A 13,562-nucleotide genomic window follows, 5' to 3' on the forward strand; every position below is an offset into this window, starting at 1 on the left:
TACTTAATCACTCTTTCTAATTCTAGAAGATTCTTTTGTTGGGAGGGGTTTCAAGTGTTAGCAGTAATCCGATTGTCAATATTTTCTTTGGATTTAAAATTGGCAAAAATATAAATCATCAAACAATGTTGTATTTTATTATACTAAATTATGTTAAAACTAATAGTGTAAACTCTTAGAGCAATTAGATGATACTCAGAAGCATATAGATGTTATGTAGTAATAAAAAATGCTATTTAATTCTATGAAGGGCTGGCGACAGATTAGCGAAAATTGTTGTAGATTTTATACTGTAAATTACTAATCCAAAATCGAAATCTAAAATCTAAAATAAAATGAGCAATCCCCGTGTTTTGTGCCTCGGTGAAGTTTTGTTTGATTGTTTAGCCGATCAATTAGGGCTAAAGCTAGAAGAAGTAAAATCTTGGACTCCGTATCCTGGAGGAGCGCCAGCTAACGTAGCTTGTGCTTTAGTCAAGCTAGGGACGCCAGCAGGATTTATTGGAGCCGTTGGTGAAGATGAACCAGGGAATGCACTGGTCAAGTTATTACAAGATGTAGGTGTAGAGACGACGGGGGTACAACACCATCCTACAGCACCAACGCGGCAAGTTTATGTTACACGGGATTTAGCAGGCGATCGCACTTTCGCCGGATTTGGTGAGTATGATACCGCAGAATTTGCTGATACTCGCCTACAAGCTAAACAATTGCCAAATTCCCTGTTTGAAGACGCAGATTTTCTGGTTTTGGGTACTTTAGAATTAGCCTATCCTGAAAGTGAAAAGGCAATTCACCGCGCCCTAGAGTTAGCAGAACATTACGATTTGAAAATTGTGTTGGATGTGAACTGGCGTCCCGTATTTTGGGACGAGCCAAACATCGCTCATCAAAAAATTCCAGAATTATTTAAGCGAGTCGATTTTCTGAAACTCTCCAAAGAAGAAGCTGAATGGCTATTTGAAACCGCAGACCCTGGAGCCATCACTTACCGTCTAGCTTCAATTGAAGGAGTGCTAGTAACAGATGGCGAAAACGGTTGTAGCTACTGTTTGGGTGAGAACGAAGGCAAATTACCTTCCTTTTCCATACCTGTAGTTGACACGACTGGCGCAGGGGATAGTTTTTTAGCAGGATTCATTCACCAATTGAGTCAGCATGGCATCCACAGCTTGCGGGATGCCGAAACCGCAAAACGCATCGTCACTTATGCCAGTGCTGTTGGGGCACTGACTACCATTAAACCAGGTGCGATCGCTTCTCAACCTACAGATGCTGAAGTCCAAGCTTTTCTCGCCTCTCATCAATAGGAACTAGCATAAGCCATTGGGATATCAGCTATCAAAGGCTGATACTCCCGGCTAGAAAATGGACGAAAATCCTCGTCCCATTCTGCGGTCATATTGCACAATAAACGTAGTTGAAGTGTTTAGGACTTACGCACACTCTACCAATTCTTCTCTACGAGACGCTGCGCGAAGGCGTTCTTGGCGTCTTCTCTACGAGACGCTACGCGAAGGCGGTTCGACAAATTAAGCTTTTTGGCAATTTTTGCGTAAGTCCTGGTGTTGTTGGTACTGGATTCACGCACTCAACTTTTACTTTTAAAAGTTCTGAATTTTTAAATGATTAGTCTTAGTTTGCTGCCATAAAGTATCAACAGTCACAAATTCATAACCTTGTTGTAGCAGTTGCGGAATGAGAATTTGGATTGTGGCAGCAATATCTTGTCCACCGCAAGCACCATCATGTAAAACAATCAACGAACCATTTTTGACCTGCTGCATAATTCGCTCTACCACGGTGGTTACACCTGGTCGCACCCAGTCTTCTGGTACAACACTCCACATAACCGGACGATAATTCCACTGAGAGAACAGTTTTAAAGTGGCAGGTGTAAATAAACCATTGGGGGGGCGGACATCTCGCACTTGTTGAGGTTGCAGGTTGCAGGCATTGTAGATGGCAGCTTGGGTTTTTTCTAAACTATCCTTCAGGTCATTTGGAGAAAGCATGGCAAAAGAGCGATGATCATAGCCATGCAATCCGATCCAGTGTCCGCGATCGCTAACGGCTTTGGCAATGGCTGGTGAACGGTTGACGCAAACGCCCAACCAAAAAAAACTCGCTGTAATCTTGTAACGATCTAATACTGCCAATACTTCTGGTGTGTATTGAGGATGCGGCCCATCATCGAATGTGAGGGCGATCGCTTTAGTATGTGGATTTCCAGTCCAAAGGCAGTTGGGAAAACTCGGCTGGAGAATGCGGTAAAAAATTGGGAACAGGGGAGCTAGTTGCATAAAGTTTTTTGTTTTTTTGCGTAATCTTGCATAAATACACTGATTACTTAATGTTGATAACTGTTAAACGTGGGAACCATAGCTTAATTCGCTTATATCTAGAACTTACTGGACAAACAGATAGTTCCAGGTATAAGCCCTCCTTATAGTTTCAACCATCGGAGCGATCGCAAGAGGGAAGGCAATCACTACTCCAAAATCATATTTTGTAAAAAATCTCTAAGAGCAATACTTTTTGACCTGGTACTCGTCCAAATTCCGGAAAAATCTACGAATAAACACTGGATGAAAAGTTAATGTTGTTCAAAGATATACGAGATTATCAAATTTCATTTCTGAGCTTATTCCTAGTCGTGGGAATCAGTACACGAGACTGGACATTGCGAGCAGAATTGATTGGGGTATTGATTGCTACTTGTCTATTAACTCAATCGGTATTGTCATTTGTCATTAGTCATTGGTCATTGGCAAACAACATAGACGCCCCAGCCGTTTCCCGCAGGTTAGGACAAGTTACAAATCTTCGCAGTGCTTTAATTACCTCATTGGGACTCAGTTTACTGTTGCGGGCCGATCACTGGACGACAATGGTTTTAGCTGCAACAAGTGCGATCGCTAGTAAATTTCTCTTCAAATTTGGTGATAAGCATTTCTTCAACCCTGGTAATTTTGGCATCATTTCCGCCTTAGTTCTCACCTCCGATGCTTGGGTTTCGCCGGGACAGTGGGGTGAAGAGTGGTGGTATGCGCTGTTATTTGCCGGGACTGGCGGCATGATTTTGCAGCGCATAGGTCGCTGGGACACCACAGCCGCTTTTTTGGGTAGCTATTCCTTGCTAGAAGCAATTCGTAATCTCTGGTTAGGTTGGACTTGGGATGTTTACTGGCATCGGTTGATGAGCGGCTCGTTGTTGTTATTCGCTCTATTTATGATTACAGATCCGCGATCAATTCCCAATTCGAGAATTGGACGGGTAGTTTGGGCAGCTTGCATCGCTGGATTAACTTTCATCTTGCGAAATTATTTCTTTATTCCCACCGCAGTCTTTTGGGCGCTGTTCATCCTTGCGCCACTGAGCATTCTGCTAGATGTTCTCTGGTTAGCCCCACGATTTTCTTGGCAAGAGAGAAAAACAGGTGTAGAAATGTTGCAATGCAACGTTTCTACAGACATCATCGACCTCAAGATTAAAAATATAGAGGTATAAAAAATGAAGATTTTTCGACTTTTAACGCCATTACTGTTGACAATTGTCGCAGTATTTTGTTTTGCACCCGCAGCTTGGGCATTTTGTGGATTTTATGTAGCTAAAGCCGATACGAAGCTGTATAACAAAGCTTCTCAGGTAGTGATAGCACGAAATGGCGATCGCACCGTTTTAACGATGGCAAATGACTACCAAGGGGAAGTCAAAGATTTTGCGATCGTAGTACCAGTGCCAACGGTATTGCAAAAAGACCAAGTTCGCGTTGCTCTACCCAATATTATCGAGCGCCTAGATGCTTTTAGTGCGCCGCGATTAGTGGAATATTTTGACCCAGATCCTTGTGCCCCACTACTACGATTTCCCACAGCAATTACACAAACAGCACTTCAAAATTTTAGTGCGGCAGAAGTTCAGAGAAGCGATCGCAGTTTGGGTGTGACGGTAGAAGCGCGTTTCAACGTGGGCGAATACGACATCGTGATCCTTAGTGCGAAAGAATCTGGCGGACTGGAAACTTGGCTGACACAAAACGGCTACAAAATTCCTCAAGGAGCGAAACAGTTACTTCAGCCCTATATCCGTTCCTCAATGAAATTCTTTGTTGCCAAAGTCAACTTGGATAAATTTGAGGAATCTGGTTATCAATTCCTGCGTCCGCTACAGATTTCTTATCAATCACCCAAATTCATGCTGCCAATTCGTTTAGGCATGATTAACGCTACGACAGAGCAGGATTTAATTGTCTATATCCTCTCACCTCAAGGAGAGGCACAAATCACTAACTATCGGACAGTGAAAATCCCCTCCAACGTTAATATTCCCGTATTTATCAAAGATGAATTTGGTGAATTCTACAAATCCCTGTTCCAAACCGCTTACACCAAAGAAGGCAAGAGAGTCGGCTTTTTGGAATACGCTTGGGACATGGGTAGTTGCGATCCTTGTTCAGCTGATCCCCTTACCCAAGAGGAACTCAAAGAAGCAGGCGTATTTTGGCTAGATGATAATTCTCTAACTAAGCAAACTAAGGTTACACCAATCCTCAAGTTTCCTCGTCCTGTTTTTAACAGTAACGTTTTTATCTCCCGTCTGCATGTCCGCTATACCCGCGACACATTCCCTGAAGACTTGATGTTCCTATCAACTGCTAACCGTGAATTATTCCAAGGACGTTATGTTTTGCAATATCCATTTGAAGGGGAACTGAAGTGTGAGGCAGGTAAGAAGTACAAACAGTCTTTGCCCAAGCGTTTTGAAGAAGAAGCGCAGACTCTAGCTAGATTAACCAACGGGAATATCCAAGATATTCGCAAAAAAATGAAGCTGAGTGTCGGAAATTTCACATCTTCCTTGTGGGAAACTTTCTTGTATAACATTGGATTAGATTGAGGAGAGTAGGGAGTAAGGGGGAAGTTAAAAGCTTGATACAGGATCTTTTTCCCCTTTTCTCCCTGCCCCATGCCCCTTTTCCTCTTCCCCAATGACTAAAAATCTTGACGAAAATTTTTTAGACTGTTGTTATACGCAATACTAAGATATTCTTGCTTTCTTCGCCAAGATTCTCATGGTTCAATTTGATGAACAGCTACGCTACTTAGTTAGCGAAGCCTGTGAACACCCGTCTGGAAGTCCTCAGCGTCAAAAGCTGCTCACGCAAATTATTCGCTTGAGTGCAAGTAGACTCTGGAGAGAAAGTACCCCTTATTATCAAGATGCACTACAACAAACTTGGTTGTATTTTTGCCGCAATGTTTGTGAGGGTTTGACAGGTCAAACCTATGACCCCACTTATGGTAGTGTCATTACCTGGCTAAATGCTTACTTAAAACGGAGATTACAAGACTTTTACATTAACCAGAACCGGGAACAAGCCATAACAGTCCCTCTTTGGATTCGTCAGTCTACATCGGGTGGAACAAGTGAAACCATTGATCCTGTAGATAACCTTCCTGCTACCCCCCAACCACCTCCCATTCTGGAAGACTTGGAGATATGGGCTAAGACAGATTCTGAAGGAGAACTGTGCAGTACTTACATTAAAGGGCGTCCAGATGTGAATTGTCAGGTATTAATTCTCAAACGCCTACCCCCAGAAGTTAGCTGGAAAGAATTATCTGAAGAATTTGGGCTGTCAATTCCGACATTAAGCAGTTTTTATCAGCGCCAGTGTTTACCACGTTTGCGTAAATTCGCCGAATTACAAGGATTGTTATAAAAATACGTTGTTTCAGGCTTTTCTTATTCTTTTGCGATGCCTATGGCGGTAAACTACGCAAATAGACCATGCTATAGGGGCACAGCATTGCTGCACCCTTACGAAGGATGTGGTCACTTAGTTATAGACAAAACCCAATCGCCTAAAAGTTGGTTTACTTTATCGGGTATTTCATCATGGGGACAATGACCGGCTGTTAGGAAATGTTCTCTGAGTTCAGGATAATATTGACGAAACTTCTGAGAACGTTCTCTAGCATTCATCCAAGGATCAGCTTCTCCCCACAACATCAACAATGGACAAGTTAATTGCTTTAGTAACACATCAACTTTTTCCCCTTGAGGAGTGCTAAAAACTGACACAAATACTTCCATTGCACCAGGATCGTAAGCAGGACGAGCAATTTCTTCTACTAACTGATCTGTAATTGCACTTTTGTCAAGATAAACTTTTTCTAAAGTTTGGCGAATTACCCAACCTTGGCGCACATATTGAAATAACAAAAACTGGGCTAAAGGTTGTTGAAAGATCCATTTAGTGCCGTCACCAAGAAGTTTCTGCAAAGTAGCGGGTTGTTTGGGAGGCTCAATTTCTGATTGTAAAGCTTCCGGCTCAGATGTCGGCTGGCTTTCGCTAAAAGGCCCTGCACTATTGAGCAAAACTAAACCAGCCGCACTGTCGGGACGTTGGGCTGCGACACATAAGCTAGCATAGCCACCAAGGGAATTACCTGCTAATACTGCTTTTTGACCAATTACTTCACTGATGAAATCATGGAGTTGGTCGCGCCACAAGTCGGCACTATACTGCAATTTCGGTTTTGCTGATCGCCCGAATCCTAAAAGGTCGATCGCAAATACTTCAAAATCTTGACACAATCCTATGATATTCTTGCGCCAATGGTCTGTGGAAGCACCAAATCCATGTACTAAAAGCAAAGGCGGACGTTGCGCTTGCTTCTCTCCCGCACGCACGTAGTAAACGTTGTGCCCGCGCCACTGCCAATATTTACCAGGAATTGGGGTTGTAGAGGGGGCTGTAGTTGCCTGCATGATTCAAAGAATTGTTAAGTAGCTTTTAATAATTGTAGGCTAGTCCAAGGAGTGGGGGAGCAGGGGAGGCTGGGGGGAAATCACTAATGATTAATAACTAATAACTAATGACTAAAGAAAGATTAATTACAGGCAAAACTAAGCTATTAGGGGTAATTGGATATCCGGTTGAGCATTCGCTCTCGCCGGTAATGCATAATGCTGCACTTGCTCATTTGGGATTAGATTATGTTTATCTTCCCTTTCCTATAGCACCAGAGAATTTAGAAATAGCGATCGCAGGTTTCGCAGCTATTGATATTGTCGGTTTTAGTGTGACAATACCTCATAAACAGGCAATCATGCCTCTGCTTTCAGAAATTACTCCTATTGCTCAAGCTATAGGCGCAGTGAATACTGTTAGTCGCCAAAATAATCAATGGGTAGGGACAAACACAGATATAGAAGGATTTATCGCTCCTTTGCAGACAACCTATAAGCAAGATTGGAGTCAGAAGGTAGCAGTAATTTTAGGTAATGGTGGCGCAGCCAGAGCAGTTGTCGCAGGTTGTCACCAACTAGGTTTTGCGAAAATTCATGTTGTTGGGCGTAATGTGCAGAGATTACAAGAATTTGGTAATAGTTGGAATAATTCACCCATAAGTGAAAATTTACAAGTTCATCAATGGGAAGAATTACCAAAGCTAATTCCTCAAGCTAATCTGCTGGTAAACACAACCCCCATAGGTATGTATCCCAAGGTTAATGAGTCGCCTTTGAGTGTAGAAGAAATAGCAAATTTACCAAAAGGTGCGATCGCTTACGACTTAATATATATTCCAAAACCAACGCAATTTCTAGAGCAGGCAGAAAAACAAGGTGCAATTGCGATCGATGGATTAGAAATGCTAGTTCAACAAGGAGTAGCAGCATTAAAAATTTGGTTGCAGCAGGAAACTGTGCCTGTAGAAGTGATGCGCCAAGCGTTGCAAAAGCATTTAGGTTTAGATTGATGGAGAAATAATTATCCTGAGCTAGATTGCCTTTCTGCTTTGTCAGGTTAGGTTCGATTGGCAATTAGTCAGCCTGGAAGGTAGGGAAAGTTCGATAATGAATTTGATTGACGCAGCCATTTTTGGTTTCTCAATCCAAGAAAATAGTTCCCACTCTTTTACAGCCATGCAAAATCTCACCAGAATTACCCGCAATCCAGAAGTGATGGGAGGCAAACCCTGCATCCGGGGAATGCGTGTTACCGTTGGTACTATTGTCGGCTTAATGGCATCTGGACACAGTAATAGTGACATCCTTAAGGCATATCCTTACCTCGAAGAAGCCGATATTTATGAAGCGCTTGCCTATGCTGCATGGCGAGTTGAAGAGATTGAAGTCCCGCTCCGAAGTGCATGAAAATTTTGATTGATATGAATCTTTCCCCTGATTGGGTTGGGGTTTTTGAGAAGTACAATATCTCCTCTGTCCACTGGTCTTGTGTTGGCGACCCTCGTGAGAAAGATTCGATAATTATGGAGTGGACAAGAACTAATGGGTATATCATATTTACCCAATTCACTTTGAGTGATGATGAGGAATTTATTTATGCATTAGGTCAATTCATATATGTTTCTTAAACCCAAAATAGCTTTATCATGGCTTGCATTCTTACTCAGTTTTACAAGCCTATTTCTTAGTTCTTGGATTATTCTTCCGGCTCCAAATATGTTTTTACTCACCCTCGCAGTAGGAGCGCCAGAAGTCAGTCCTTGGCTATTGTTATTAAATTTACTCTCTTTATTACTTGCTTTTTTCTACATCCGTCGCCGTAAATTACAACGTTTAGCTTGTATTTTCAGTTTAATAGGATTGCTAATTTCTGCATGGGTGCTAGTGAATATCCCACAAACTCAAATGCAGATGTCTAAAGCGATGAAGCAAGGGTTAGGAGCAAATTATCTAGAGCAAATTCCAGCCCAAGTAAGGGCAAAGATGCAAACCCATCCCTTTAATTTAGTTAATTCCTTCCGGGGTATTGCACTAGCTAAAACGCGTCATCAAAAAGATATTATCTTTGCTTCTCCTGGGGGAGTGCCCTTAAAAATGGAAGTCTACCAACCCTCAGAGGTAGGGAAATATCCAGCAGTGGTAGTAATTTATGGTGGAGCTTGGCAATATGGCAACTCTCATGCAAACTCCGAGTTTAATCAATATATCGCTCATCAGGGATATACAGTATTTGCGATCGCTTATCGACATGCACCTAAATATCAGTTTCCATCTCAGTTAGATGATGTGCGTACAGCCTTAAATTTTATTCGCAAACATGCAGCAGAATATGAAGCTGATCCAGAACGTATGTTACTTTTAGGGCGTTCTGCGGGAGCGCACTTAGCAATGTTAGCGGCTTATCAACTAGATGCACCACCCATTCGTGGTGTGGTGAACTATTACGGGCCTGTTAATTTAACGGAGGGATACAAAACACCACCAAATCCCGATCCTATTAACACCCGCGCTGTTTTAAAAGCATTTCTCGGTGGTTCTTTAGAAGAATTGCCTAATCAGTATGAAATTGCTTCACCAATAAATTATTTAACGCACCCTTTACCACCAACTTTATTAATTTACGGCAGTCGTGACCATTTAGTGCAAGCGCGATTTGGTAAACAAATGTATGAACGTTTACATGATTCTGGTAATACTGCGGTTTTTCTAGAGATTCCTTGGGCAGAACACGCTTTTGATGCCGTCTTCAACGGTGTGAGCAATCAATTAGCGTTATATTATACTGAAAGATTTTTGGCTTGGGCGTTGTTTAAGCAATAAGACTTGTCGAAGTTCATCAAACGTTTTAATCACATCTCATCCTTGCAAAACTTTAGCAGCAGTTAACTGGAGATTAGCAAAAATTGAAGAGACAATCGCACTTTCTCCCTGATAAACTCGCTCATCATAAAATCCCTCTACCCATTCCAAAACCGTCACCTTCTGGGCGATAGGATCAACAACCCAATACTCAGCAATTCCCCGCGCCGCATACTCCGAACGCTTATAACGATAATCCCGATTTTCCTGATTTGGACTCACCCTTACGGGTTCGTCAGTTGCTTCAACGCGGGGAACCCGCGCAACGCACTGACTCACCACCTCAACCACCAACAATGGCGGCGGCATATCCATCAAAATTATAGATCGTGTAGCTCCTTGCATTACCTTGGCTAACTCCTCAGAATACACCACCAAATCAGGCACACGTACCCCTACCTGTCGGCTATGCACAGCTACCTCTGCCTTCATCCGCAACTGATAAGATGGAATTCCCAGTTGCAAGAAACAAGTAACTAAAAACATCGCTATCCGTTGATTAATATCACTTTCTGAAGGCATGGGTGTTAGTTCACCATTTTCTAATTCATATAAAGTATCCGTCCCATCGTCATAAGAAAGGAATTCTTCAAAGGTCATCTTTTTAGGGACTGCAACTGTCATTGCTTTTTCTCCCATAGTTAGCTTGTATTGATTATTTTAACAATGCCTCTAATTTCTCCTTCCCCTGCTGAATCCCCGCGTCGAATTCTCTAACAGTGACATGGGCAAGCAGGGGAAGAGGAATAATTAAATGTGTTTACGGATATCTTAGTAGCAAAAACTACTAAATTTTTTCTTTACTTCCCCTGCTTCGCCTTTAGTGGCTTGACGAGAAGTGGAACCTCTTAGAATACGTTGGGCTGGCAACGAGATAACATAAACCTTTGAACTTTACAAGCGTGCCATTCGGCTCATTAATGGAGTTCAAAGCCTCCTAACTCCTAATTCCTAACTATTTCTGCGGCCACCGCCAGTTATAGCGATTCCATTCATAGATGCCTTGAATTTCATACTCAGAGCCGTTGAAGAACCGGACGATGCAGTTAGTAGAGGTATCATCACCGTTGCTAATTTCCTCGACCTTGATCACCATACAGGGAAACCATTCGCGCTTACAAGGGCCATCTTCTTGCACCCATTCCCATAGTGCGTTGGAAACTTCTATGCGATCGCCTACTCTTAGTTTTAGTGCATCCTCAAAATAAGAATACTTATCAAAATGATATGACTCTACACGATTGAGCCACTGTAAACCATAACGTTGCCGAATAAATTGTACTGTTCCAGAGTCATTTTGCAGTAGCCAGTCGTTGAGTAATTGCACTTTCCAAGTGCGGTTGCGTTGTTCTTCATCCTTAACAAATTGTAAAAATGCTTCTAACTCCTCTGGGGTAAGTTCGTCTAAGGGATTAGCAATAGCTGATGCTCTAGAGTTAGAATTTCCCTGAATTTGCTCCACGACTTGCAGTAATATCTCTTTTTGCGTGTCAGTGAGAGGACAGCTTGCTGCATCACAATCATTAAAGGCTGCGAGCATAGATGCTTCAATCTCATCTGGAGTCATAAGTTAATAGCAATTGAGGGTTATTTCCCTAATTATTACAAACCTTAAATTAAAGTCTTCAATCCCTTGTAGTGAAATTCAGGTAAGCTGAGATTATAAGTTACATATTGTAAGATTAAGCCACGGAGTCTTTTATGCGCTTGCGCTCACTCACGGTCGTTTTTATTTCCTGTTTCATCACCTTTCTATCGTGGGTGAGCATTCCCCCTGCTGTAGCATTGACACAGATTAGATTATTTGATGTTTCTTATAAAGATTGTCCACCAGAACTAGCACAAGGGGCTGTTATCAGTAGTGGTAGTGCGGCTGCTAATTGTTTCCTTGTCTTTGGTAAGGCAGAAAATGGCACTTATAAAACAGTCTACGACGCAGATATTTTTGGACGCATCTATGATGCCAACAATGACTCGGTAATGCAAAACCGCACTCGCTTAGGTTCTATTGCTGAGGTTCCACCAGGTATTAGCAATTTTGAATTGAGAATTTCTGTACCTGCGAATCAGCCTACTCCGTTGAAGCTGAAGCAGTTTAAGGCAGCCGGATTTAGCGGCCAAGTGCGTAAGTAATACTAATTTTTTGAGTTATAAGAAGGAAAACTTTACAGATCCTCATCGCGTTCAGACTTGACAAAAAGCAAACTGATATAGCAAGATGCATTCAAGTCCCTTTCGTCCCACATCTCGAAGTGGGTAGGAGGCAATGCATGATTGGCAATATTTCTTTAACCACGATCGCAGCAATCTAAATCAAGGCACTTACCGCATCTTTGAGCCGGAGTGGAAAGCAGAGATTCTCCACTGGTTCAGCCAAAAGGGTGTAGATAAGCAGCAGAAAGAAGATTTTATCCAAGCTTTAATAGATTTTGATGACGGTTGCGGTGATTTTTATCGGTATCGCGCCTACTTTTTGGCGGCTGAGGCTTTATCCCAGTTCCCAAAATGTAGTTTGGGTGATGCGATCGCTTCTCAAGTGCTGAAATGGAGTTATGCTTACTTTCGGCAAGATAAAAGCGATTGGCAGATACTACCACAGCCATTGGTGAAGGCAGCTAGAAAAACGCTGGAATTAACCGATAGGAAACGGGTTATCGCGGCTTTTGTTCATTTGCTTCATACTACTGAAAGTCCCACAGTTCTTAGACTTGCAGCCGAGAAGCTAGGAGAACTCGATCCGGGTAATAAAAGTGCGATCGCAGCTTTATTACTCCTAATGAAGCAAGATAAATATGACTATTGGTGGTTTGGAATTGGTAGCTTAGGGAAAATTGGCTATGGCAATGAAACTGCGATCGCTGCTTTAATCCAATTTATTAAGATGAAGCCTGATGAAATTACAAATGAGTGGTTGACTTTAGAAGACATATATCAGGGTACGATTACAGCTTTAGGAAAAATAGCTTATGGCAATGAAATTGCGATCGCTACCCTAATTGATTTCATCCAACAATACAAAGATGACGTGGTTTCTTCATCTGCGGCTGCTGCTTTGTGGGATATTGATCCAGGTAATCCAATAGCATTAAATACTTTAGTCCAGATTCTCGAAACTACCGAGAATACATATTTGCTCGATATGTCTGTTAGATATTTGATGGTAATTGATCCAGGTAACAAAGCTGCAATTACTATTTTAACTGAGAGAATTAAAATCACTAAGAATGAATTTTTCCGTTGTAAAGCTGCTTTATGTTTAGGAAAATTCGATTCAGGTAATAGAGTAGCAATCACCACTTTATCCAAAATACTTGAAACGACTGAGGAAGAATGGGTGTATTTTCATGCAGCAGATATACTAACACTGACTAATGACTATCAGCAGCAAATAATTAAAGCCATGTGGAAAATGGTTAACTTAAAAGATGAGTCTACATCTCTAAGTGCGCTCTTTACGTTGCTGGAAATAGACTGCAATAATCAACAGGTGATTGATACTTTAATTTGCTTATTGAATACCACAAAAAATGAATCAATTTTTACAAGTGCTGCTTATAGCTTACAACAACTTAACCCAAGTATAAAATTAGAAACAGAGAAGCTAAATGAACTGATCGCCATCTTTATTGGATTCATTCAAATCCATGACGATCTTCAAGTTGAAGAAGATGAAAGTGAAGATTTATTTCCTTTACAATGGCTAAGGTATGAATCCTGTCTCTTGGATATAGCTGATAGTTTGACAAAAATCCTCCAAAGCGAACATTTACTACAAGTAGTCATAACCCTAAAAGACTATCCGGGTGAACAGTTCGACAAAAACAGTTCTTATCGCTACGAGGCTATATTTAACATTATTTGGCATTGTGCCGAAAATCTAACTTATCCAGATTTCCACAAAGCAATCAACTAAACAACAAGCGCAGATTTCTTATCTTCCTTT

14 protein-coding genes are annotated in these 13,562 nt (G+C 41.7%); 10 read left to right on the top strand and 4 right to left on the bottom strand.

The window, feature by feature from the left end; genetic code table 11:
- Positions 1 to 335: 335 nt before the first annotated feature.
- Positions 336 to 1,310 (top strand): carbohydrate kinase, encoded by a 975-nt coding sequence (locus RMY00_RS03795; protein ID WP_322646267.1) that lies wholly within the window; start codon positions 336 to 338, stop codon positions 1,308 to 1,310.
- 294 nt (positions 1,311 to 1,604) lie between these two features.
- Here RMY00_RS03795 and RMY00_RS03800 read toward each other — a convergent pair whose 3' ends face one another.
- Positions 1,605 to 2,303: a polysaccharide deacetylase family protein gene (locus RMY00_RS03800; protein ID WP_322646268.1), complete on the bottom strand. Its 699-nt coding sequence runs from the start codon at positions 2,301 to 2,303 to the stop codon at positions 1,605 to 1,607.
- Positions 2,304 to 2,599: 296 nt separating this feature from the next.
- On the opposite strand from RMY00_RS03800, the gene RMY00_RS03805 reads away from it, so the two are divergent.
- From RMY00_RS03805 to RMY00_RS03815, 3 genes are all read left to right on the top strand, one after another.
- Entirely contained in the window at positions 2,600 to 3,511 is a 912-nt protein-coding gene (locus RMY00_RS03805; protein ID WP_322646269.1) for an RnfABCDGE type electron transport complex subunit D, read from the top strand.
- A gap of 3 nt (positions 3,512 to 3,514) precedes the next feature.
- On the top strand, positions 3,515 to 4,900 hold the full coding sequence (locus tag RMY00_RS03810; RefSeq protein WP_322646270.1) for a DUF2330 domain-containing protein: 1,386 nt from the start codon (positions 3,515 to 3,517) through the stop codon (positions 4,898 to 4,900).
- Positions 4,901 to 5,075: 175 nt separating this feature from the next.
- Positions 5,076 to 5,726 carry a sigma-70 family RNA polymerase sigma factor gene (locus RMY00_RS03815; RefSeq protein ID WP_322646271.1) on the top strand — a complete coding sequence of 217 codons (651 nt, stop codon included), beginning with the start codon at positions 5,076 to 5,078 and terminating at the stop codon, positions 5,724 to 5,726.
- A gap of 113 nt (positions 5,727 to 5,839) precedes the next feature.
- Here RMY00_RS03815 and RMY00_RS03820 read toward each other — a convergent pair whose 3' ends face one another.
- Positions 5,840 to 6,778: an alpha/beta fold hydrolase gene (locus tag RMY00_RS03820; protein WP_322646272.1), complete on the bottom strand. Its 939-nt coding sequence runs from the start codon at positions 6,776 to 6,778 to the stop codon at positions 5,840 to 5,842.
- Positions 6,779 to 6,885: 107 nt separating this feature from the next.
- Between RMY00_RS03820 and RMY00_RS03825 the strand changes: the two genes are divergently transcribed.
- From RMY00_RS03825 to RMY00_RS03840, 4 genes are all read left to right on the top strand, one after another.
- The gene (locus RMY00_RS03825; protein ID WP_322646273.1) at positions 6,886 to 7,770 is read left to right on the top strand and encodes a shikimate dehydrogenase; all 885 of its coding nucleotides are present in this window, start codon (positions 6,886 to 6,888) and stop codon (positions 7,768 to 7,770) included.
- Between the two features lie 166 nt (positions 7,771 to 7,936).
- Positions 7,937 to 8,167 (top strand): DUF433 domain-containing protein, encoded by a 231-nt coding sequence (locus RMY00_RS03830; protein WP_322646418.1) that lies wholly within the window; start codon positions 7,937 to 7,939, stop codon positions 8,165 to 8,167.
- Positions 8,168 to 8,181: 14 nt separating this feature from the next.
- Positions 8,182 to 8,388 (top strand): DUF5615 family PIN-like protein, encoded by a 207-nt coding sequence (locus tag RMY00_RS03835; protein ID WP_322646419.1) that lies wholly within the window; start codon positions 8,182 to 8,184, stop codon positions 8,386 to 8,388.
- Entirely contained in the window at positions 8,378 to 9,580 is a 1,203-nt protein-coding gene (locus tag RMY00_RS03840; protein WP_322646274.1) for an alpha/beta hydrolase, read from the top strand. The genes RMY00_RS03835 and RMY00_RS03840 overlap by 11 nt, the downstream gene beginning before the upstream one ends.
- Positions 9,581 to 9,616: 36 nt before the next feature.
- Here RMY00_RS03840 and RMY00_RS03845 read toward each other — a convergent pair whose 3' ends face one another.
- Positions 9,617 to 10,243, bottom strand: a complete 627-nt coding sequence (locus RMY00_RS03845) for a Uma2 family endonuclease (RefSeq protein ID WP_322646275.1) — start codon at positions 10,241 to 10,243, stop codon at positions 9,617 to 9,619.
- A 331-nt stretch (positions 10,244 to 10,574) separates the two neighbouring features.
- On the bottom strand, positions 10,575 to 11,186 hold the full coding sequence (locus RMY00_RS03850) for a hypothetical protein (protein ID WP_322646276.1): 612 nt from the start codon (positions 11,184 to 11,186) through the stop codon (positions 10,575 to 10,577).
- A 134-nt stretch (positions 11,187 to 11,320) separates the two neighbouring features.
- On the opposite strand from RMY00_RS03850, the gene RMY00_RS03855 reads away from it, so the two are divergent.
- Positions 11,321 to 11,752: a biotin carboxylase gene (locus RMY00_RS03855; protein WP_322646277.1), complete on the top strand. Its 432-nt coding sequence runs from the start codon at positions 11,321 to 11,323 to the stop codon at positions 11,750 to 11,752.
- Between the two features lie 133 nt (positions 11,753 to 11,885).
- Positions 11,886 to 13,532, top strand: a complete 1,647-nt coding sequence (locus RMY00_RS03860; protein WP_322646278.1) for a hypothetical protein — start codon at positions 11,886 to 11,888, stop codon at positions 13,530 to 13,532.
- The last annotated feature ends 30 nt before the right edge of the window (positions 13,533 to 13,562 follow it).

The sequence above is a fragment of the Nostoc sp. ChiVER01 genome (assembly GCF_034531155.1).
Classification (GTDB): domain Bacteria; phylum Cyanobacteriota; class Cyanobacteriia; order Cyanobacteriales; family Nostocaceae; genus Nostoc.

Bases quoted from the DNA above. Each gene is read 5' to 3' on its own strand.
- RMY00_RS03815 (WP_322646271.1), top strand. From the start codon at position 5,076: ATGGTTCAATTTGATGAACAGCTACGCTACTTAGTTAGCGAAGCCTGT.
- RMY00_RS03805 (WP_322646269.1), top strand. From the start codon at position 2,600: ATGTTGTTCAAAGATATACGAGATTATCAAATTTCATTTCTGAGCTTA.
- RMY00_RS03845 (WP_322646275.1), bottom strand. From the start codon at position 10,243: ATGACAGTTGCAGTCCCTAAAAAGATGACCTTTGAAGAATTCCTTTCT.
- RMY00_RS03820 (WP_322646272.1), bottom strand. From the start codon at position 6,778: ATGCAGGCAACTACAGCCCCCTCTACAACCCCAATTCCTGGTAAATAT.
- RMY00_RS03850 (WP_322646276.1), bottom strand. From the start codon at position 11,186: ATGACTCCAGATGAGATTGAAGCATCTATGCTCGCAGCCTTTAATGAT.
- RMY00_RS03830 (WP_322646418.1), top strand. From the start codon at position 7,937: ATGCAAAATCTCACCAGAATTACCCGCAATCCAGAAGTGATGGGAGGC.
- RMY00_RS03795 (WP_322646267.1), top strand. From the start codon at position 336: ATGAGCAATCCCCGTGTTTTGTGCCTCGGTGAAGTTTTGTTTGATTGT.
- RMY00_RS03860 (WP_322646278.1), top strand. From the start codon at position 11,886: ATGCATGATTGGCAATATTTCTTTAACCACGATCGCAGCAATCTAAAT.
- RMY00_RS03855 (WP_322646277.1), top strand. From the start codon at position 11,321: ATGCGCTTGCGCTCACTCACGGTCGTTTTTATTTCCTGTTTCATCACC.
- RMY00_RS03800 (WP_322646268.1), bottom strand. From the start codon at position 2,303: ATGCAACTAGCTCCCCTGTTCCCAATTTTTTACCGCATTCTCCAGCCG.
- RMY00_RS03835 (WP_322646419.1), top strand. From the start codon at position 8,182: ATGAATCTTTCCCCTGATTGGGTTGGGGTTTTTGAGAAGTACAATATC.
- RMY00_RS03840 (WP_322646274.1), top strand. From the start codon at position 8,378: ATGTTTCTTAAACCCAAAATAGCTTTATCATGGCTTGCATTCTTACTC.
- RMY00_RS03810 (WP_322646270.1), top strand. From the start codon at position 3,515: ATGAAGATTTTTCGACTTTTAACGCCATTACTGTTGACAATTGTCGCA.
- RMY00_RS03825 (WP_322646273.1), top strand. From the start codon at position 6,886: ATGACTAAAGAAAGATTAATTACAGGCAAAACTAAGCTATTAGGGGTA.